The 20,788-nt window shown below is 63.3% G+C and carries 19 protein-coding genes and 2 pseudogenes; 14 read left to right on the forward strand and 7 right to left on the reverse strand.

The genetic code is table 11. The features are described 5' to 3' along the window. Positions 1-440: ATP-dependent dethiobiotin synthetase BioD (gene bioD, locus G6024_RS00745; RefSeq protein ID WP_235027702.1), on the forward strand; the 440-nt coding region annotated here is incomplete at its 5' end. Here the strand turns inward: bioD and G6024_RS00750 are convergent. Further along, positions 425-709: a YlcI/YnfO family protein gene (locus G6024_RS00750; RefSeq protein WP_131886375.1), complete on the reverse strand. Its 285-nt coding sequence runs from the start codon at positions 707-709 to the stop codon at positions 425-427. The genes bioD and G6024_RS00750 overlap by 16 nt on opposite strands. Positions 710-1,028: 319 nt before the next feature. Here G6024_RS00750 and G6024_RS00755 point away from each other — a divergent pair, with 319 nt between their 5' ends. Together G6024_RS00755 and G6024_RS00760 are read left to right on the forward strand one after the other, a co-directional pair. Beyond that, positions 1,029-1,217 (forward strand): antitoxin VbhA family protein, encoded by a 189-nt coding sequence (locus tag G6024_RS00755; RefSeq protein WP_067716182.1) that lies wholly within the window; start codon positions 1,029-1,031, stop codon positions 1,215-1,217. Positions 1,218-1,233: 16 nt separating this feature from the next. Beyond that, entirely contained in the window at positions 1,234-1,938 is a 705-nt protein-coding gene (locus G6024_RS00760) for a Fic/DOC family protein (RefSeq protein ID WP_159147591.1), read from the forward strand. A gap of 53 nt (positions 1,939-1,991) precedes the next feature. On the opposite strand, the gene G6024_RS00765 is transcribed toward G6024_RS00760, so the two are convergent. Then, a complete protein-coding gene (locus G6024_RS00765) occupies positions 1,992-2,342 on the reverse strand; it encodes an ArsR/SmtB family transcription factor (RefSeq protein ID WP_067716176.1) in 351 nt (116 codons plus the stop codon). 98 nt (positions 2,343-2,440) lie between these two features. On the opposite strand from G6024_RS00765, the gene arsB reads away from it, so the two are divergent. The 3 genes and pseudogenes from arsB to G6024_RS16505 all read left to right on the forward strand — a co-directional run bounded on the left by arsB (position 2,441) and on the right by G6024_RS16505 (position 4,389). Continuing rightward, on the forward strand, positions 2,441-3,553 hold the full coding sequence (gene arsB, locus G6024_RS00770; protein WP_159147592.1) for an ACR3 family arsenite efflux transporter: 1,113 nt from the start codon (positions 2,441-2,443) through the stop codon (positions 3,551-3,553). Continuing rightward, a pseudogene (locus G6024_RS16500) lies at positions 3,550-3,957 on the forward strand (arsenate-mycothiol transferase ArsC); the annotation flags it as partial. The gene arsB and the pseudogene G6024_RS16500, both read left to right, overlap by 4 nt. A gap of 39 nt (positions 3,958-3,996) precedes the next feature. Further along, complete coding sequence (locus G6024_RS16505) at positions 3,997-4,389, forward strand: arsenate reductase ArsC (protein ID WP_386850697.1); 393 nt, start codon at positions 3,997-3,999, stop codon at positions 4,387-4,389. A 55-nt stretch (positions 4,390-4,444) separates the two neighbouring features. Here G6024_RS16505 and G6024_RS00780 read toward each other — a convergent pair whose 3' ends face one another. The 3 genes from G6024_RS00780 to G6024_RS00790 form a co-directional block, all read right to left on the reverse strand. Further along, complete coding sequence (locus G6024_RS00780) at positions 4,445-5,947, reverse strand: glutamine synthetase beta-grasp domain-containing protein (RefSeq protein ID WP_159147594.1); 1,503 nt, start codon at positions 5,945-5,947, stop codon at positions 4,445-4,447. A 92-nt stretch (positions 5,948-6,039) separates the two neighbouring features. Then, a complete protein-coding gene (locus G6024_RS00785; protein WP_067716169.1) occupies positions 6,040-6,717 on the reverse strand; it encodes a trimeric intracellular cation channel family protein in 678 nt (225 codons plus the stop codon). Positions 6,718-6,732: 15 nt separating this feature from the next. Next, complete coding sequence (locus G6024_RS00790) at positions 6,733-7,713, reverse strand: LLM class flavin-dependent oxidoreductase (protein ID WP_067716166.1); 981 nt, start codon at positions 7,711-7,713, stop codon at positions 6,733-6,735. Between the two features lie 320 nt (positions 7,714-8,033). On the opposite strand from G6024_RS00790, the gene G6024_RS00795 reads away from it, so the two are divergent. The 4 genes from G6024_RS00795 to G6024_RS00810 all read left to right on the forward strand — a co-directional run bounded on the left by G6024_RS00795 (position 8,034) and on the right by G6024_RS00810 (position 11,777). Beyond that, on the forward strand, positions 8,034-9,188 hold the full coding sequence (locus G6024_RS00795; protein ID WP_194307164.1) for a phosphotransferase family protein: 1,155 nt from the start codon (positions 8,034-8,036) through the stop codon (positions 9,186-9,188). A 72-nt stretch (positions 9,189-9,260) separates the two neighbouring features. Further along, a complete protein-coding gene (locus tag G6024_RS00800) occupies positions 9,261-10,361 on the forward strand; it encodes an Rv3169 family protein (protein WP_182640284.1) in 1,101 nt (366 codons plus the stop codon). A gap of 61 nt (positions 10,362-10,422) precedes the next feature. Then, entirely contained in the window at positions 10,423-10,830 is a 408-nt protein-coding gene (locus G6024_RS00805) for a (deoxy)nucleoside triphosphate pyrophosphohydrolase (RefSeq protein ID WP_159147595.1), read from the forward strand. A 44-nt stretch (positions 10,831-10,874) separates the two neighbouring features. Further along, positions 10,875-11,777: an HNH endonuclease gene (locus G6024_RS00810; protein WP_235027703.1), complete on the forward strand. Its 903-nt coding sequence runs from the start codon at positions 10,875-10,877 to the stop codon at positions 11,775-11,777. Between the two features lie 26 nt (positions 11,778-11,803). Here G6024_RS00810 and G6024_RS00815 read toward each other — a convergent pair whose 3' ends face one another. Beyond that, positions 11,804-12,952, reverse strand: coding sequence for a DNA cytosine methyltransferase (locus tag G6024_RS00815; RefSeq protein ID WP_338122124.1), 1,149 nt, complete (start codon positions 12,950-12,952; stop codon positions 11,804-11,806). 479 nt (positions 12,953-13,431) lie between these two features. Between G6024_RS00815 and G6024_RS00820 the strand changes: the two genes are divergently transcribed. From G6024_RS00820 to G6024_RS17115, 4 genes are all read left to right on the forward strand, one after another. After that, on the forward strand, positions 13,432-14,571 hold the full coding sequence (locus G6024_RS00820) for a sigma-70 family RNA polymerase sigma factor (RefSeq protein ID WP_182640285.1): 1,140 nt from the start codon (positions 13,432-13,434) through the stop codon (positions 14,569-14,571). Between the two features lie 16 nt (positions 14,572-14,587). After that, positions 14,588-17,632: a helicase-related protein gene (locus G6024_RS00825; protein ID WP_200841535.1), complete on the forward strand. Its 3,045-nt coding sequence runs from the start codon at positions 14,588-14,590 to the stop codon at positions 17,630-17,632. Between the two features lie 695 nt (positions 17,633-18,327). Next, positions 18,328-19,344, forward strand: coding sequence for a hypothetical protein (locus tag G6024_RS00830; RefSeq protein WP_159147598.1), 1,017 nt, complete (start codon positions 18,328-18,330; stop codon positions 19,342-19,344). Continuing rightward, the gene (locus G6024_RS17115; RefSeq protein WP_159147599.1) at positions 19,341-20,195 is read left to right on the forward strand and encodes a YDG/SRA domain-containing protein; all 855 of its coding nucleotides are present in this window, start codon (positions 19,341-19,343) and stop codon (positions 20,193-20,195) included. The genes G6024_RS00830 and G6024_RS17115 overlap by 4 nt, the downstream gene beginning before the upstream one ends. A gap of 164 nt (positions 20,196-20,359) precedes the next feature. Here the strand turns inward: G6024_RS17115 and G6024_RS00840 are convergent. After that, positions 20,360-20,788: pseudogene (locus tag G6024_RS00840) on the reverse strand (sucrase ferredoxin); the annotation flags it as partial.

Below are 20,788 nucleotides of genomic sequence, written 5' to 3' on the forward strand. Positions count from 1 at the left end.
ATCTGGTCGAGGGCGCCGGCGGCGTGCTCGTCCGGCTCGGTACCGGCCTCACCGTCCTCGACCTCGCCCGGTCGCTCGACGCCCCGGTCATCGTGGTCGCGAGGGCCGGACTGGGCACGCTGTCGGACACCGAGCTCACCGTCCGCGCGATCGAGGCGGCGGGTCTGCGGTGCGCGGGGATCGTCATCGGGTCCTGGCCGGCCGATCCGGACCTCGCCGAGCGCTGCAACCTCGAGGATCTGCCCCGCCTGACCGGGGTTCCGGTGCTCGGCCGGGTGCCCGCGGGTGCCGGGGCGGTGGAGCGGGACGAGTTCGGGCGGCGCGCACCGGGGTGGTTCGTCCCCGACCTGCTCGACGTCCTTCGAAGCGGAGATCGGCGGGTGCACTACGGTGAGAAGTCGACGGTTATCGGATCTCCGGCCTGTCAGGCTGCGGGATGACGTCCGAGGTACTCGTCGATCGCTGACCGGATAACCGCACTCATCGGCTGCCCGGTCCGCTCGGCATAGTCCGCAAGCCTTCGGCGGTCCGACTCGGTCAAACGGACAGCCAACGGCCGGGTCTCTTCTGCGACATCACCGGTCCGCGGCCGGCCGGGCCGGTAGTCCGGACGTATTTCGACAGCCCCGGCGTCGATCTCGTACTCGCCGGCCTCCACCGCGTCGGCAAGACGCTCGTAGCGAGCTTCACGTTCACTGGCAGCACTCATCATTCCTCCAATCGCGCTCTCTGCCGGGCACTGACCTCATCGATCAGATCAACCGCCCCTCCGGTTGCCACGAGGACCTCGCGAGCCACAGCCGCCGTCAGTAGCGAACTATCGGATGCGCCAGCACCGCTCTGATCTCCGCATCCGCAACTCCATGTCGGCGTGCGGACGCGTAGATCACCGCTTTCACATTCAAAACTGTATCACGGTTTGAGGCGACGAGAACGACCGAGGCGGGGCGGGGCGGTCCACTTGCCGGTCGCGGTCCCAGCCCTGCTGAGCAGGTAGAATCGGCTGCACGTCGACGCAAGGAGACTGTGTGGCCACCCGCATCCGCCCGACCACCGACCAGGCACTCGCAGGAGCCGCCGCCGGCCATCGCATGGCCGGCATGGAGCCGTCACCCGAGGCCCTCGAGATCACCCGCCGGTTCGCCGACGGGCTCCTCACCCGCGACCGGGCTCTCGCCGAGATCCGCGCCGCGGTGCGTGAGCGCACCGCTCCCTGACGCTGCCCTCACGCCAATGAACCCCCGAGATCCGTACAAGGAACCCTCGGGGGTTCTGCGTAACCGGCTGGGCATCTCCGACCCCGCCGAGCTGGCGGAATACGAGCGCGACCTGGCCTTCTTCCGGGTCGTGGAACTGGAACTCAGCCCGCTGGAGGGTCGATTCGATTTCGAGCACCTCCGCGCGATCCACCGCTACATCCTCCAGGACATCTTCGACTGGGCCGGCGAGCTCCGGACCGTCGACACCCGCGCCCTCGGCATCCCTCATGCCCGCCCGCAGTTCCTGCCCGACGAACTCGACCGGGTCCTCCGGCAGATCGCCACCCGACCGCCCAGCACCACCGACCCCGACGCGGCCACCGACACCATCGCCGAGCACTGGTCCGAGCTCACCCTCGTCCACCCGTTCCGCGACGGGAACAGCCGCACGCAGCGAGTCTTCTTCGACCAGATGTTCCGCCACGCCGGGTGGGCCGTCAACTGGGCCGGCATCGACGCCTCAGCGGCCCACGCCGCCCGCCACATGTCGGTGTACGGGCGACCGGACTACCTCGCCGACCAGCTCAGGCACGCCGTCCACCCGGCCACCGAGCTCGCCGAGGGCCGCCTGGCCACCACCCTGGGCAACCGTTCGCTGCTCGACTCCTCCGCGCATTTCCACGCCATGCGCGAGCACCACAGGGCCGCGGTCATCACGCCCTACGGCCACACCGGGTGACCGACTGGCGGCCGGGCTCCCCGCCGGGGTCCCCACCGCGTCGTCGCGCCCGGTCAGGACAGGTCGAGGAAGCTGCGCAGGTCGTCGAAGGACTCGCGCACCACCGAGTAGTGCGCCCACTTGCCGCGCTGCTCGCGGACCAGCAACCCGGCCTCGACGAGCTTCTTGAGATGGTGGCTGATCGTCGGCTGGCTGATGTCGACCACTTCGAGGAGGTCGCACGCGCACACCGAGTCACACCCCTGCGCCGCGATATGCGACAGGAGGCGCAGCCGCATCGGGTCCGCGAGCGCCTTGAGTCGCGCCGACATCCGCTCGGCGGTGGGAGCGTCCACCGGCCCCGCCGACATCGAGCAACACGCGTCCTGCACCGGGGCCGACAGGCCGGGTTCCACTGTTGTCATCGTCCACCTCACCTGCCCCCGAAGATACATTGACACTTACCGATATGTCAGCCTAGCCTCCCCCATAGACAATCATCGATCTAAGGACGTTCTCCCGGATGAGCACCATGATGACCGGGCCCGGCGTGGCACCGGTCGCCAAGAAGATGTCGTTCCTCGACCGCTGGCTGGCCCTCTGGATCCTCACGGCGATGGCCGTCGGGCTGCTGCTCGGACGGTTCATCCCCGGCCTCGACCGGGCGCTGGACTCGGTGAAGATCGGCGGGATCTCCGTCCCGATCGCCATCGGCCTGTTGGTGATGATGTACCCGGTCCTCGCGAAGGTCCGTTACGACGAGACCCACCGGGTCACCGGTGACCGGAAGCTCCTCACACTGTCGCTGTTCCTCAACTGGATCGCCGGTCCGGCGTTCATGTTCACCCTCGCGTGGGTCTTCCTACCCGACCTGCCGGAGTTCCGTACCGGGCTGATCATCGTGGGCCTGGCCCGCTGCATCGCCATGGTGTTCATCTGGAACGACCTGGCCTGCGGCGACCGGGAGGCCGCGGCGGTGCTGGTGGCGATCAACTCGGTGTTCCAGGTCGTGGCGTTCGGCGCCCTGGGCTGGTTCTACCTCCAGCTGCTGCCGTCCTGGCTGGGACTGGAGACCACGACGGCCGAGTTCTCCGTGTGGGCGATCGTGCTCTCGGTACTGGTGTTCCTCGGCATCCCGCTGCTGGCCGGCTTCCTCACCCGGGTCTTCGGGGAGCGGGCCAAGGGCCGCGACTGGTACGAGGAGACGTTCCTCCCCCGGATCGGCCCGTGGGCCCTCTACGGGCTGCTGTTCACGATCGTGTTGCTGTTCGCCATGCAGGGCGACGCGATCACGTCCCAGCCGCTCGACGTGGCGCGGATGGCCGTGCCCCTCCTGCTGTACTTCGTCCTCATGTTCCTCGTCAGCCTGTTCGCCTCGCGGGCGGTGGGACTCAACTACGCGAAGTCGACCAGCGTGGCCTTCACCGCGTCGGGCAACAACTTCGAACTGGCGATCGCGGTGTCGATCGGCACCTTCGGCATCGCCTCCGGCCAGGCCCTCGCGGGCGTGGTCGGGCCTCTCATCGAGGTCCCGGTCCTCATCGGGCTCGTCTACGTCGCCCTGTGGGCCGGACCGAAACTCTTCCCCGGCGACCCGACCCTGCCCGATCGTTCGGTGACCGGGACCCGCTCATGACCGGGGAGCAGCAGGCGCACCACGTCCCTAGCGTTCTGTTGGTGTGCGTGAAGAACGGCGGCAAGTCCCAGATGGCGGCGGCGCTCATGCGCCTGCACGCCGGCGACGCCGTCGCCGTCCATTCGGCGGGCACCGCGCCCGGCTCGGCGGTCAACGCGCTCGCCGCGGAGGCGGTCGCTGAGGTCGGCGCCGACATGTCCGGCGAAACACCCACGGCCATCGACCCCGACCTGCTGCGACAGGTGGACCGGGTGATCGTCCTGGGCGACGAGGCCGCCGGGGAGATCGACGACGACGACGAGGTCAGCGCGCTCGAAATCTGGCGCACCGACGAGCCGTCGCACCGGGGCATCGAGGGCATGGAGCGGATGCGTCTGGTCCGCGACGACATCGATCGCCGCGTCCGCACCCTGCTCGCAGAGCTGACCGATTTCAGGCCCCGCGTGCTGTTCGTCTGCGTCCACAACGCAGGGCGCTCCCAGATGGCTGCCGGCTACCTGTCCCACCTGGCCGGAGGACGAATCGACGTCCTGTCGGCCGGGTCGGCACCCAAGGATCAGATCAACCCGGTCGCCGTCGAGGCGATGGCTGAGGACGGCGTCGACATCACCTCGGCGACCCCGAAGATCCTCACCACCGACGCCGTCCGCGCGTCCGACGTGGTCATCACCATGGGCTGCGGTGACGCGTGCCCGATCTTCCCCGGCAAGCGCTACGAGGACTGGGAGCTCGCGGACCCCGCAGGCCAGGGACTCGAGGCCGTCCGCCCCATCCGCGACGAGATCAAACGGCGGGTGAGCGCGCTGATCTCCGAACTGCTCGAGACCGGATCGTAACGGGCGGGCAGGGGGCTGGCCCGCTCCCCCGGACCACCTCGCCGACCGGGCAGGTTCAGCCGACGTGCCAGTGACGGCGGATGAGCTCATCCCGGTCGGCGTCGCCGTTTCCGGAGTCGCCCACCTCGTCGTCGTCGTCGTTGCCGTCGTCATCGTCGTCGTCATCACCGCGTAGCCCCGCGAGCACCGAGTCGATGAGCGCGGCGGGGAACACACCGTCGGCCTCGAATATTTCGCGCTCGGCCTCCAGCACGTCGGCCGACTCCGCGCACGAGGTGGGCAGGGTCTCGAAGTCCTCGCCGTCGGCGGCGTTGAGGCGCTCGGCCTGCTCCAGGCTGCCCGGGTCGTCGAGCCCGCGCCTGGCCGCCACTGCCATGCCCGCCAGGAGCAGGTGCACGTCGGCTGAGCCGTCGCCGAGCCGGAACTCGACGGTCTGGGGGTGCGTGGCGGGCTCGGGGATCGGCTCGGAGCTGCCGGGGTTGGCGTGGGCGACCATGTCGGCCAGGACGTCGCCGCCCCAGGCCAGCGGGACCCGGACCAGGCCGGTACGGTCCTGCATCCCCCAGCAGATGTCCTCGGGCGACTCGTCGCCCTCGGCGAACCGCAGGTAGGAGGTGGGGACGGTGTTGCCGAACGCGGACAGTGCCCGGGCGGCCGAGAGGTAGCCGGCGATCAGTCTGCGCGCGGTGTCGGTGATGCCGGCGTCGTCGACGATGACGTTGGTACCGTCGCGCACCAGGCGGCTGTGGATGTGCAGTCCGTTGCCCGCGCCGTCGCCGCTCACCAGCGGGGCGAAGGTCGCCTCGAGGCCGTGAGCGTAGGCGACCTGACGCACCACCCACTTGGTCAGGACGATGGCGTCGGCGGCCTGCTCCAGGGGGACGGGCTGGAGTTCGATCTCGTGCTGGACCAGCTGTCGGTCGTCCTCCAAGATGTTGCCGACCTCGCCGTGCACGTACTTCATCGCGACCCCCATCTCGCGGAGGTGCCCCAGCACCTGCTCGCGGACCCGCTCGTGCTTGGAGAAGGGCGCCGACTCCTGGTAGCCGCGTTCGGACTCGACGGGGTAGATCGGCTCGGGATCGGCGGCGAGATAGTACTCCAGCTCACCGAAGGCCTCGAGCGTCATGCCGGTCTCCCGCGTCAGCATCTCGGCGGCGCGGCGCACGACCTGCTCGCGCGCGTAGGGCAGCGGCGTGCCGTCGGGAGCGTAGAACGAGCAGAGCGCGTCGAGTGAGGTGCGTTCCCCGAAGGGGTTGAGGAAGGCGGTGCGGTGGCGCGGGACGATGTAGACGTCGCTGGCCTCGGTGTCGGTGCCGGGGAAGACGCTCGAGCCGTCCACCCGCTCGCCGCGGGTGAGCACCTCGTGGAGGTGCTCGCGCGAATTGATGGGGAAGGCGAGCGTCTTGAGCCTGCCGTCGCCGCCGACGTAGCGCAGGTTGACCTGGCTCAGCTCCAGCTGTTCGGCGGCCCGCACGAGGTCGGCGGCGGTGAAGTCGGCCGTCGGCTTGCCGAGTAGGCGGACGAGCGGGTGGGGTTCCAGTGCGTCGATGGCCATGCCCCGTTCTACCAGCGGCAGGGCCGGTACGCTTCCGGTCGACCGGGCGCCCGCGCTGCCGGGGACGCGCCGTCCTTGACGAGCCCGATGCGTCAGTCCAGGTCTCTAGACGAGACCCGGCTCCAGCGGTGCCGACGACGTCCGGGTCGACGGTGCTCGATCTCCTGGTAGTCGAACACCGGTAGTGAGAGTCTGAAGCGGATCGCGGCCACTCGCAGGCCGAACCCCACGACCAGAGTGATCGCCGCGCCCCAGTTCTCCGGGACGCCCGCAGCCGCGAGACCCACGTAGACGAGCGCGGCCAGGATGGCGACACTGGCGTACAACTCGTGCCGGAACACGAGCGGCACCCGGTCGCACAGCAGGTCACGCATGACTCCCCCGAACACGCCCGTGATGACCGCGGCAGCGACGGCGATGACGACGCCGTGGCCCATCTCGAGGGCGATCCGGGCACCGAAGATCGCGAAGACGGTCAGCCCGAGTGCGTCGAGCCCGAGGAAGAGCACCCTGAAGTGCCGCATGAGCGGGGCGACGAACACGGTCACGACCGCGGCCAGCGCGACCAACGCGAGGTAGGACGGATTCTCCACCCAGATGAGCGGATAGTGGCCCAGCAGGACGTCCCGGATCGAGCCACCGCCGATGGCGGTGACGCACGCGACGATCACCACTCCGAACAGGTCCATGCGCTCGCGACCGGCGGCCAGCGCGCCGGTCATCGCCTCGGCGGTGATACCGATGAGGAACAGTATGGTGAGGAATTCCATGGGTTCGACGCGCTACTAGAACCAGAGGTCGGCGAGCAGCTCGATCGACCGGTTCCGCACGACCGGGTCGTAGGCGTAGGTGACGGTGATGAGTTCGTCGGCGTCGGTGCGCTCGACGAACTCGTCCAGCTGCGCCTTGACCGTGGCGGGCGAGCCGACGGCGCTGATCTCGAGCATCGCGGGCGTGCTGCCGGCGAACTCGGACGGGTCGACGGGCGGCTGGATCTTGCGGCTGCGCCCGGCCCGCAGGTCGAGGAACATCTGCTGCAGGGTGGTGAACTGCCGCTGCGCCTCCTCGTCCGTGTCGGCGACGACGACGTTGATGCCGGCCATCACCTGGGGCTTGTCGATGCGCGCGGTGGGCGCCTCGGTGCTGAACGAGTCGCGGTAGACGCGGATGGCGTCGTCGATCTGGTCGGGCGCGAAGTGGGAGGCCAGCGAGAACGGCAGTCCCAGCTGCCCGGCGATGGAGGCGCCGTTGACGGTGGAGCCGAGCACCCAGATCGGCACCTCCGTGTTCTGCGAGACCGACGACAGGATCGGGGTGCTCCGCGCCGTGCCCTCCTCGCCGAACCAACCCTGCAGGTCGTAGATGTGCCGGGCGAAGGCCTGCGGCTCGGCAGACGAGCGGCTCAGCGCCTGGGCGGTCATGCCGTCGGTGCCGGGCGCGCGGCCGAGGCCCAGGTCGATGCGGTCGCCGTGGATGTTGGCGAGGGTGCCGTACTGCTCGGCCACCATGAGCGGGGCGTGGTTGGGCAGCATGACGCCGCCGGAGCCCACGCGGATCCGCTCGGTCACCGACGCGGCCTGGGAGATGAGCAACGCCGTGGCGCTGGAGGCGAGGTTGGGGGTGTTGTGGTGCTCGGCGAACCACAGGCGCGAGTAGCCCAGCCGGTCGGCGAGCTGCGCGGACTCCATCGAGGCGGCGATGCCCTCACGAGCGGTGGAGCCTTCCGAGATGGAGACCAGGTCGAGGATGCTCAAGGGGACCGACACAACACACCTTTTTCTACGTTCACCGTTGCATAAGGGCCGTGCTGGCCCACGCCCAGAGGCTACCGATCCGCCCATGTCGGTGACGGATCACCGATCTCCCCACCCCCTGTCGGTCCGGGGAACTACCGCGACGCACTGCGACGAAGCACTGCGACGAAGTACGACGACGACGAGGTCCGCCGCCCCAGACCGCGTGGCCGACTGCGAGGATGCGCATTTCGGATCCCCTGGATTGTGCGCTGGGTCACACTGTGCTCATCGCGGGTCCCGCCCGCGCATCAGGTCCGTACGAAGGGTCCGAACCACATGACGACGATCGCATGACCACCGCACGCTCTGACGAACCGCTCCACCAACGGGTGACCTCGGGCGAGGCGGACCTCGACGAGTTTCGCGAGCGCCTCACCGCCTGGCTCGCGGCCCGCGACGAGGTCGACGCCTCCGCAGGTGTCGAGGTCTCGGCGGTGAGCAGGCCGGAGAGTTCGGGGATGTCCAACATCTCGGTCCTCTTCGACGCCACCTGGACCCCGGCCGGCCCGGCCTCGACAGGGGGCACGGCCGAGCCGCAGTCGGCGCAGCTGGTGGCCCGGATGTGTCCGCAGGACGATGCGTTCCCGGTGTTTCCCGTCTACGACCTGGCCAAGCAGTTCGACGTGATGCGGGTGGTCGGCGAGAACACGGACCTGCCGGTCCCGCGCGTCCTCTGGCTCGAGCAGGACCCGGCCATTCTCGGCACGCCCTTCCTGGTGATGGACCGCGCCACCGGGCAGGCGCCGGTCGACAATCCCCCGTACGTCTTCGACGGCTGGCTGCTGGAGATGGACCCCGAGCGGCGCCGAGAGTTCCAGCGCGAGTCGGTCGCGGTGTTGGCGGCTATTCACCAGATCCCGCGGCCCGCCGAGCTGGTGTCGTCGCTCGCCCCCGCCCCGGGCATGAGTGCCCTGCGCGCCCACGTCGACGAGCAGCGCGCCTACTACGAGTGGACGACCCGCGAGGACGGGCTCACGATCCCGGTGATCGAGCGGGCCTTCGACTGGCTCGAGTCCCACTGGCCCGACGAGACGGGACCGGACGTGCTGAGCTGGGGTGACGCCCGCATCGGCAACATTCTCTACGAGGGCACCACCCCGACGGCCGTGCTGGACTGGGAGATGGCGGCCATCGCTCCGGCTGAGGTCGATCTCGGCTGGTTCCTGTACTTCCACGACCTGTTCCAGGAGCTCGCGGTCACCTTCGACTTCCCCGGTATCCCGGACCTGTTCGACCACCGAGAGGTCGTCGAGCAATACGAGCAGCTCACCGGCGCTTCGGTCCGCGACTTGCCGTTCTACTACGTGTACGCCGGGCTGCGGCAGGCCATCATCCTGTCGCGGATCACCCGTCGTCGTATCCACTTCGGTGAGCAGGACGTTCCCGCGCACCCGGACGAGTACGTGCTGCATCCCGACATGCTCGCCCGGCTGATCGCCGACTGACCGCGCCCGCCGGCGCCTCCCCCGCCGCGCGCCGGGCCTGCCCGCGCCGGCCGACCATCCCCGAGGATCCACGTGAAACCCACCCCGCTCGACGAGTTCCCCGTTCACCAGTCGTCGCTGCCGATGGCCCAGGCGGTGACGAGTGATCGAAACTTCTACGACCGCTACTACTTCAACGCGCACGATCGCTCCGGCGAGGTGTTCCTGTTGACCGGGTTCGGGGTGTATCCCAACCTCGGGGTGACCGACGCCTTCGCGACGGTGCGACACGGCGACACGCAGCGGTCGGTGCGGTTCTCCGATGCGCTCGAGTCGCGGTCGTTGGAGCCGGCAGTGGGCGGGTACCGGGTCGAGGTAATCGAGCCGCTGCGCCAGCTCCGAGTGGTCTGCGAGCACCCGGATCTGTCCATGGATATGACGTGGGAGGGGTCGTTCGAGGCGGTGCTAGAGGAGCGCCACGTCCTGCTGGAGGGCACGCGGGCGATGCTGGACGCGAGCCGGTTCGCGCAGGTGGGCAGCTGGTCGGGGACGCTCTCGGTCGACGGCCGCGACTTCCGCGTCGACCCGGACGTGTGGCTCGGGACTCGCGACCGCTCGTGGGGGATCCGCCCGAGTGGCGAGTCGGATCCGCCGGGGCGGTGGGCCGCGGAGCCGCGGGAGGGGTTCTGGTGGGCGTACATCCCGTTGCGCTTCGACGACTACGCGATGGTTGTGATCCTGCAGGAGAGCCCCGACGGGCACCGCACGCTGAACCACGCGAGCCGGGTGTTCGCCAACGGCCGGATCGAGCAGTTGGGCTGGCCACGGCTTGAGGTCGACTACCGCAGCGGCACCCGCCACCCGGAGTGCGCCCGGCTGCACCTGACGACCCCGCGCGGCGAGCCGCTGCTGCTTGAGGTCGAGACCCTGCTCGGTGTCCCGCTGAGCATGGGGTCGGGGTATGTGGGCGACCCGGCGTGGTCGCACGGGCGCTGGATGGGCCGCGACTGGAGCGAGTCCGTCACCTACGACATGAGCTCGCCGGACGTCGTCTCCATGCTGCCGTTCAACACCATCGACCACGTGGCCCGCGCGACCTGCAACGGCGACGTGGGCTGGGGCCTGTTCGAGCACGCCAACCTGGGCCGGCACGACCCGTCGGGATTCACCGATTGGGGCGATATGGCGCAGTGACTATCGGCACTGCGGATAATGTCTCCTCCGGAATGTAACTCGCGCTGACAGAGGAGCTGAATTGCCGCGGATCGAAGTAGTGGCGGCGCTGTTCTGTCGGGACGGTGAGGTACTCGCCTGTAAACGTGCGCCAGGATTATCCGCGGCTGGCAAGTGGGAGTTTCCAGGCGGGAAGATCGACGGCGGCGAGACCCCCGAGGACGCCTTGGCTCGCGAAATCCGGGAAGAGCTCGGAATCCCCATCTCGGTTGGCTCTCTCGTCGATAGGACAGCTACTCCGGTCGGCGATCTCGAAATCGATTTGGCCTGCTACCTCGTCTCGTCCGCAGAAGAGCCCACCCACAGCTCAGTTCATGACGACTTGCGCTGGCTCCCCGTCGACGCTCTGCCAACTCTCGATTGGGCCGCTCCCGACCTGCCTGCAGTAGCTAAGCTCATCAGCACCGGCGTGCCCCATGGCTCAGGATGACCAAATTTCGGTCGGCGGATGCTACCTAGTGACATCCTGTACATGTGTCAGACCTGTCGGATGAGATAAGTAAGCGCAACGCCCTGATGCATGCGCTGGCCTCCGAGTACGCCGTTAGCCCCACTCTCACGCGGGAGTGGCTCAGCCGGCTGGACTTTGGCTGGGGACCCGAGCGAATCATCGACACATCGAAGGGGATCTGGAACCCGAGCGCCTATGCCGCGACCTTAACAATCGTCAGTGATCCAGACGGCGAATACGACGACGGTGACCACGGTGGTTCGCTGTACCGTTACTCCTATGAGAAACGCCCGGCCGGGCAAAACCCGCAGGGCGGTTCCAACAGCAAGTTGCGGGAGGCCATGAGGCTCCAATTGCCAATTGTGATGCTCCGCAAAGTGGCAGGAGGCCACTTTGTACCCATCATGCCGGTCTATGTCGTGAAAGAAGAACCAGAACATCGACGGTTCTTGCTCGCTCTCGACGAAAGTTTGCGCTTCCTTCCCGACCCCGCAGATCAGTCCGAAGCCCAGCGCCTATACGCCGAGAGGATCTCACGACAACGTCTTCATCAGCCCGAATTTCGCGCACGCGTGCTTAGGGCATACGACGAGCGTTGCGCCGTTTGTGTCCTGAGGAAGGTGCCGCTCTTGGACGCGGCTCACATAATTGCAGACTCCGCCGACGAAGGCTCGCCAGTCGTTACAAACGGCCTGACTCTATGCAAGATCCACCATGCAGCGTACGACGAGAATATCCTCGGCATCTCGCCCGATTACATCGTCCATATTAACGATGACGTTCTCGCTGAGGTGGACGGGCCGATGTTGAACTACGGACTTCAGAAGATGGATCACCGGGAACTTTGGGTCCCGCGGCGCGGTCTAGAACAGCCCGACCGTGAACGACTTTCCACAAGATTCGAGGCATTCAAGAACGCGGGCTAGCCAACATCCGCGGGTCTAACCACGCGTCACGAAGCGCCAACATGCTGGACGTGCTTGGCAAGCGCGTCGCGGAACTCGTCAGGAACTCGAAGCGTGCTGGCCTGAAGCCGGGTGTAGAAGCCGTTCGTTGCACCCAACGACAGTGGTTGGCCTCCATATTTATCCAGTAGCCCGGTCAACGATTGCGGCGCCGACTTGTCCACCGGCCGCTCAGAGAGGTCCCACGCTTCCCGCATCCCACTGAGGGACGCCGCTGCCGACGGCCATCGCCCCCCTGCACTAAGCGGACGCCGAGCCACGTCGACCGGACTCTTCGGGCAACGCAGACCGCGGCCGATCCATTCGGACACTGGCACCGACACCGCGTTCCCGACCATTTTCCATCGGACGCCTTGCTTGGCACCAACGTTTGTCCACCCTGATCGAAAACCCTGGAGACGCTCGCCCGCTGCGATGCTCGGACGCGTGATTGCATCGCCGACCTCGTGCCCAACCCGCCATACCGCCGGCGGAGACGCTATTCCGAGATTCGATCCACCTTTGAGCGTTGGAGTTACGCCCGCCCCCCAGCCGACTCCCTTGTTGCCCTCAGTCCAATAAAAGCCGTACGCATCGTGTCTCACTCGGACTCTGGGCGGACCTGCTTCGTCGCTGAACAGGACCCCTCTAGGGTCCTCGGTTCGAGATGCAACGAAAAAGACGCGGCGGCGCCGTTGACGCAACCCGAAGTGCTGCGAGTCCACGGTCCGGTATGCCCAATTCCACCCTCGCTCCTCGAACCAATCGGCTATTAACTTCATTGCCGAACCTCCCCGAAGACTCAGCATGTTAGGCACGTTCTCCAAGACGACCCACCGCGTCGGTGTCGCATCTATCAAACGAAACGCCTCGCGAACCAAACCCGACTCGGCGCCATCGATCCCGGCCATGCGGCCGACCTGACTGAGGTCTGTACATGGAAAACCGGCTGTAATCACATCAACTGCCGGCAAGCTAATCAACTCGCGGATGTCACCCGCAACATCGGCTTCGAATCGCTTCTTGAGGACTGCAACTGCCGGATCCCAGTACTCACAGAGCAGTTCTGTGTCGATCCCCGCACGTTGGAGACCCACCTCGAAACCGCCAATCCCGGCGAAGAGTCCAACAGCGCGCATGTCTACATCCTCAAGCATCAGTCCGTAGATGCGATAGTCGGGGTCAGAACTACGCGTCACCACGGCCCTACCCAGCAACTTCGTTCAACCCTACGCCCAACCGCAGTCGCGTGAGGGAGGGGACAACTAGCCTCGCGCTCATCGGCAGGAACGACAAGCCTAGGCGCCCCTTCCAACTAGCGACTGCTCACCGGCCGAACGTTTGCGCGCCCTCCTCGACCAAGCGACATCCCGCAGTGACAGCCTTTCTAAACTCACCCCAAGCTCCCCCGGCCAAACCGCCTCCCCCTGATCGGGAACCGAAATACAACAAGCAACATTTGAAATGCCGCAAGACAGGCCCAGTGCACCATGGCCGTTGCGTCACGGTCAGCGCACCGATAGCGATACAATGACCGTAAACATAGACCACACGTACATCCCCTCACCCCCGATTCCCCAGGAACGAAAGTGCCCACCAATTCTTCGCCGCGCACCGATCAGTCCGCTGAAACGCTATGAACGACCCGATGGTCCAGGCGTGCGTCGATGACGCCTTAGCGGACTTCGAACGACAAGGGACCTTGTCCCTTAGTGATGTGCAGCGCCTCGTCGACATGCATGAGCTCGATGGCACTCAGACGGCTGCCGTGTTCGCGTCCGTGAGCAAGAAGGAAATCTCGCTCCAAGAAACCGAAGAGCCTCCGCCCATACCAGAAGAAGACCTTGAACTGGACAAGTCTTCGCAAGACACGGTCAGACTCATGATGCGGAGCGCCGGTCGAGCACGTCTACTCACAGCCGAACAGGAACGGATACTAGGACGGCGCATTCACATCGGGCAGAAACTCTCTCAGAAGCAGGGAGGACCCTACTCGGACCCAGAGGTCGCATCATTAATTCAAGACGGAAAGCTGGCCCATGAGGCCCTGGTGCTTGCCAATTTACGGCTAGTAGTTTCAATCGCAAAGCGCTATCGGAGCAATCGAATGGAGTTCTCGGATATCATCCAGGAGGGCACAATAGGATTAATGAGGGCAGCCGACAAATTTGACCACACACTTGGGTTCAAGTTCTCAACCTACGCCACATGGTGGATCCGCCAAGCGATCCAACGAGGCCTCGCCGACAAAGGGAGGCTCATCCGAATACCCGTTCATGCAAACGACAAAATCCTGTCAGTCCTGAGAATTCGATCAACCCTGGAAACTAAATTGGGACGCGAGCCTGAACTCCAGGAAATCGCAGACGAAGCGATGATTGAGGCTGGTGAGGTTCAAGCCCTACTTGACCTACACCGCGAACCCGTCAGTCTTGACAAACAGGTCGGCGACGACACGTCCATCGACCTAGGCTCTCTACTAAACTATTACGACTCCGATGTCGCCCTCGAAGTTACCGAAGCTATCAGTAGGGAGCACATCGCGAATGTTCTTAACGACTTATCAGAGCGCAGCCTCGAAAGCGGCAAGGGGGCAACCGCACACTCGATAGAAATGCTGCGGTATCGATACGGACTTACCGACGACGTTCCGCATACACTTGACCAGATTGGCAAGAAATATGGCGTCACCCGGGAACGTGCTCGACAGATTCTCAAGAAAACGCTATCGTCGCCAGAACTCAGAGAACTCTTTTCAGACTATCGGTACACTTAAGAACAGGACCAGCAAATTGACCAAAGAAACTGAAGACGACGGACTTTACGACTCAGCCTGGAAGTTCCTCCAATGGATGAATCGACGAGTCGTCGAAGACGCGAGAGGCGACAGACTCGATACAAGCAACACGCCACCCAAGCAGAGATTCTGGCTCGGCAGGCTTGCACCAGAGGTAGAGGTGATCAATAGTCCGCTTGGTAGACGCGCCGAGAAACTAGATCCTTGTTCGATTGGCTTCAGAATACGCCCCCAGGATGCGGGACCTTGGTCGGCAGTGCTGACCGCCAAGTTCCACTGCTGGAACAAGAACGACGCTGGCAACTACGAGAAATCTGCGCCGATTTCAGTAGCATTCGAGACGGCAATTTCCACGGACGGCACCCTAACCCCAAGCGGCTCCGACGTCTTTCGACGGAAGCTCTCAGCGGCGGGACTTGCCGGCCGGGCTGCCGAGTTTCGAGTCGAACTTGAATCATGGCGAAAAGAGCACGAGCTAGTCTTCTCCCTTGTTAATACGAGCGTAGCATCAGATAAGACAAAGCCAGATACCCACCTTTACGAAGTGGAGATGTCTGTCTCAGGGATTCCAGTCAACGATTTCGAACTTGAGGCATTACCAGATTCTTTCAGGTACGACAGAAGCATGCCTGCTATTGGAATGAACTGCGGAGTCATTAAAAATGGCGAAACCTTTACTACCACCGATACCATATCAGTCGACAAGAACCGCCCCCGATACTGGAACTGCAATGCCCCTGAACCGGATCTAACATTCGCGACCTTGTCGCGCGATCCGTTGCCCCAATTACAGGCGTTAATTGCTGCACTGGAGGGGTGGGGTCGGGCCGAATGGAACGGAAGCAAGTTTGAAGGGCGTGCCACCGGCTGGAGTCCTGAGATGAGGGACGAAGCTGCGAAGGCGCGAGAGTCGTTTTTCGAAGAGCTGGAACGCTTGAAAACCGGATTCAAACTCTTGACCACAAATTCGAAACTACTCAGTGCTTTTAAAATTGCTTCGGCAGCGGTTCGGCATTCTGCGAATGGCAAGTACGACAGCTGGCGCCCCTTCCAGATCGGATTCCTAGTATCCGCCCTAAGCGGATTGCTCGAACCCGATGATGCGGATACTGTCGACACAGTCTGGTTCGCCACCGGAGGCGGAAAGACTGAAACATACCTAGGCCTATTGGTGACGGCTATAATATATGACCGGCTTGTGGGAAAGTCACGCGGCATCACAGCTTGGACCAGGTTCCCTTTGCGCATGCTGTCCCTCCAGCAGACCCAGCGATTCGCCGATGCGCTTGCTGGGGCAGAACTTGAACGCAAGCGACACAATATCGCTGGAGCGCCGATCTCCTTAGGCTTCTTTGTCGGACAGAACGGGACACCCAATAAAGTAAAACTCGATCCGTCGCCAGGCGAAGCAAGCCCGACAGACAAAAGCATGCCCAAGCGATACCAGGTCTTGTTGCATTGTCCGTTCTGCCGGAACGATAATCTCACGATGAGTTTTAACCGCGCCAAATGGACTCTTGAGCACTCCTGCCGAGAAGCCAATTGCGCCTGGGGCGATAGGGCCCTCCCCTTCTATGTAGTCGACCAAGAAATTTTCCGATTCCTCCCGACAGTTATTGTCGGCACACTGGACAAGGCGGCGCTGGTTGCCTGGCAGTCAGCAATGAGGGGATTCTTCGGCCCGCCCGCCGGGATATGCAGTAGGCAGGGGCACGGATACACCTATTCGCCGCGTCAAGCGAGCCCCACCGGATGTCTGGTCCCCGGTTGCAAAGACCCTGCTGGTCCTGCTCCTATGGAAGCCAGCTTGTGGGCACCTCGACTCAGGCTCCAGGATGAGCTGCATCTTCTTCGAGACTCGCTGGGAGCAGTCGACTCCCACTACGAATCACTCCTAGACCACTTACAGCACGAATTGACGGGGACACGCCCAAAAATCGTTGCTTCTTCCGCCACTCTCAGTGGATTCGAACGGCAGGTCCGCATCCTCTACCGGAGGAAAGGCCGTGTATTCCCGCAACCCGGGCCATCCTTGGATAGCTCCTTCTGGTCCGAGCCAAGCGACACAGCCGCCCGCCGTTACGTTGCCGTCGCTCCACGGGGAGTCACGCTGGAATTTGTCTCCGATAAATCGTTAACCACGCTCCAAAGCTGCGTGCGCGACTTGATCGACCGCGAGTCCGAAGTATGCGAGTTGTTAAATATCCCGGTTGCGCATGTACCCCATCTGGTCAGCCATTACGGCGTGAATCTAGTCTACGGAAACACCGTTAGGGATGTTGAAGCTGCCCGGCGGTCAGCGGAAACGGAATTCCCGTTTGTTGTCAATTCAGAATCTTTGATTGGAGGCACTGAGTTCGATCGCGTCCGCGAGATACTGAATCGGCTGGAGAACCCCGAGAAAGAGTTTGACTCTCGGCTTCATCTGATTGCTGCTTCGAGCATGATATCGCACGGCGTTGACGTAGATCGCCTCAACGTGATGGTCATGAAGGGCCTACCTCTCACCACCGCGGAATTTATTCAGACCTCGGCTCGAGTCGGCCGCCGATGGCCGGGTATTGTCTATGTGCTGCACCGAATAACCCGCGAACGGGAAGTCGCAACGTACGCTCAGTTTGAAAAGTTCATCACGCAGGGCGATCGATTCGTCGAGCCGATTCCCATAACTCGTGCCAGCAGGCGGGTCTTAAGTCTGACTACTGTCGGCGCTGAAGAAGCCCGGCGACTCGCCGTGCACGAATACGCAGCAGACGGCGCACTAACAACGATTCCAAGGGTCCGAAAGCACTATGCTTCCGCAGGAATCTCGGCCGAAACTGAGGCTAAAGCTCTCATTGACGCCCTCGGCCTTGACGGGCCAACCGACGACTTACTTCGGGACGACATCCACGCATGGACGCAGAGCTACTTTAACAACTTGATGGACCCAGCGACCCAGGCTCAATGGCCGAGCGACTTGTCGCCCAGTGGAAGTCCTATGTCTTCCCTGCGGGATGTAGAGCAAGCTATTCCTATAGTCGGAGAGGATCCACAATGAAAGCCACTCGCAGCCCTAGCCAGGTCCTTTTTTCTCACTTGCCGGCTCAGACCACCGACCTTAAAAGCCGGATTTGGCGGGTAAGCGACTGGTCGAGCCCGCTTACTCTCAGGGTTGATTCGGAGGGCGTACGACAACGCCTGTTAGCGGCAATTGATCCCTGGAGAACACACGGCACCGATTCGGGGCTATCACAGCTTCTTCATCAGGGTACGGCCGTTGAGGTTGTGGGCATAAACCCCGAGCTAGGGGTTAAGGTAGAAGCGTGGCCAAATGTGTGGCGGTGCCAAAAGTGCCGACGACTGGCATATTCACCAGGGGACTGTCAATGTGGATCAAAAATCTGGGCGCAGCTGCCTTTTGTTGCTTTCCATGAATGCGGATACCTTGGGGCCCCACTGATACCGAAATGCCCCGCACATAATCAAGTCGCGGTACTTCATTCGGAAAGCAGTAGCGTGCGCGACCTTAAATTCGTCTGCCCCGTATGTGACCGCCAAATTCAAAGCGGCCTCGGGGCGGGTAGGCCGTGCCCAGGGTGTAGTCAACCAGGCCTTACTTTCAACGTACACCGGGCGGCATCAGTTTTCACTCCACACACGCTGACCATGGTTAATCCTGCTCGTCCTGAACACTTACGGGACCTGCTTGCAGACGGCGGGAAGGAAAAGTGCTTACGGTGGATTATCGAGGAGATGCAGACGCCCCGGCCGGAGAAACTCGCCGCCACACGCCAATCCATGATCGATACGTTCGTTTCCCAAGGGTTGCCCCTGTCTGCCGCCCAGGCGGCTGTTGAGGCCGCTATCAGCTCGGGCGCAGAGGGGCTCGATCGTGCACCGAAGGTCCTCGGCATCAGCCCGCTAACAAAAGAACTAGCAGAAAATGCTGCACTGGAGGTCGCCCTTGCTAGCTACGAGGGTCGTCGTAGTGCGCGTGGACTGTTGAGTGAACCGGTTGGGCCCCAATTGAAGCAACTCTACAGCGAGAATTACCCACCGGCGCTTAATCGTGCAGGTCTGGTAGACGTAGATCATCTCGATCGCTTTCCGATCTTGAGGGGTGTGTTTGGGTACACTCGCGGCGGGAAACCGGTCGGAGAGACCCGGTTGGTTTCGTTCAAAGGCCGAAACCAGGCTGTTCGCGTTTACGCAGACACTAACGAAACTGAGGCTTTCTACCTCCGTCTCGACCCGGTCCGCGTTGCCACATGGCTTTTCGAAAAGGGGCTGCTGCCAACCGCGCCAACGGAGTCCGAAGACGCCAGGTTAGCGATCATGAACGCCTCGAGCTTCCCGGACCGAGGCGACGATTTACAAAGCGAGACGACTGGTAGCGCAGTCTTAAGCCTGCTACATAGCTATTCCCATCGAATGATCCGTCAGCTCGCTGTCTTGGCGGGCGCGGACCGCGAATCGCTCTCCGAATACTTGATCCCGCACCACCTCGGTATCTTCATTTACGCTGCGCCAAGAGGACAGTTTGTCCTTGGGGGCCTCCAGTCCGTTTTCGAAGCAGATTTAGATAAGCTGCTTGACCTCCAAGTCGGTGCCGAAACCCGCTGCCCGCTCGATCCTGGGTGCGATCGCGCGTCTGGAGCTTGCCTCGCCTGTTTACATATCGGTGAGCCTTCGTGTTCGTACTACAATAAGTTTCTTGACCGTAAGGTCCTGTTCGGTCCGACGGGATACCTGCGAAACGAACTTTCGTGACCTACGGCGAAATCTACGGCGTTCCCCAGGGTGCTACTTTCCGAAGCCGTCGTTCCCTTTATAACTCCGGGGTTCATCGAGATGTTAATCGCGCCATATGTGGAAGCTCTTCATCGCCTAACGGAGCTGAGAGCGTCTTATTTGGCGTTCGTTCACCTGAGGATATCGATCTAGGCGAGTTGATCTACTTCGCCGGCGAGGGGAAGAAAGATCACCGCGGCCTACCCCTAGCGGACCAAGATTTCATTGGGCTCAATAGTTTGCTAGAGCGTAATATTGAATCTAGGCAACCGGTGAGGCTCGTCCGTGCTATCGATCATGGCTTTTCATACAATGGCCTGTACTACGTAGAAGACGCGATTTTCCGGCCGACTTCCAGAGGCTTTCGCGTGTGCCAGTTCCGGTTGAGAGGACAGCAGCCTTCGACCCCTGAACTGGCTGCGCAAGAAGAGATGGTGACCGCCAATAATCGAGTGCTGTCTACTCATTATCGCCTCCTTCGTAATTCCAAGGTGCCGGAGGAGGTCAAGCGTCTTTATAAGTATCGGTGCCAAGTCTGTAACACGCGGATAGACACTCTAGCAGGGCCGTACAGCGAGGGTGCGCACATCGTCCCGCTGGGAGGAGGCGCAAACGGGCCAGACATTCGTGAGAATGTTCTATCCTTGTGCCCCAACCATCATGTAATGCTCGACCATGGCTCGATCTTCCTTTCTGACGATTGGGCAGTAAAGGATCGAGATGGACGGATCATCGCCCAGTTGGCGATTCACCCAGAACACGGGCTTCAGTCAGATTTCGCGCGACGACATCGCGAGCTCATGGGGTTCAGCGATGACCCCCGCCTGTAACCGCGCAGAGGGGACAAAGTGTAACCGCCGCAACTTCGCCAGCTTCTTGAGTAGCGAATTGAGGACAATTCGAGATGCGGGCCTTATCGCGTCGTTCTCGGCTCCTTGGAAGTAATAAGCAGCAGTCCAGCAGCATAGTTGCCTCTATGCAGGGGCGGCTCACCCTATGACCCGCCCCTAATTCGGATTAAGCTTAACTCCTTCACCGGACCGGGGGCATGGGCCCGGCACATCGTGAAGATCGGCTCGGAGTAAGTCTCGCGCAGCCACACCTCGACCGGACCGTGCGGGCCCTCGAGCGTCACCTCGACGTGCCCGTCCTGCTCCACGACCCGGACCGGGGCGAAGGCGTCGATCCTGTCGTCGGGCACCACCGTGCGGGCATGGTGCTGGGCGCTCTGCACGGCCGCCGAGTGGCTACTGCGTCCACGCAGGTACCGCTCGTCGACGCGACCCTCGGTGTAGCGGGTGACGATGTCTGCCGGGTCCTCCGCCTGGTCGACGCGGCCGTAGAAGAGACCGTGCGGCAGGACGAGCATCGTCGCGGCGAAGCGGTCACCGCCCAGGTGGGAGCACTCCCAGGTCGCCTCCGG

Source organism: Dietzia maris (assembly GCF_014144855.1).
GTDB classification, from domain to species: domain Bacteria; phylum Actinomycetota; class Actinomycetes; order Mycobacteriales; family Mycobacteriaceae; genus Dietzia; species Dietzia kunjamensis.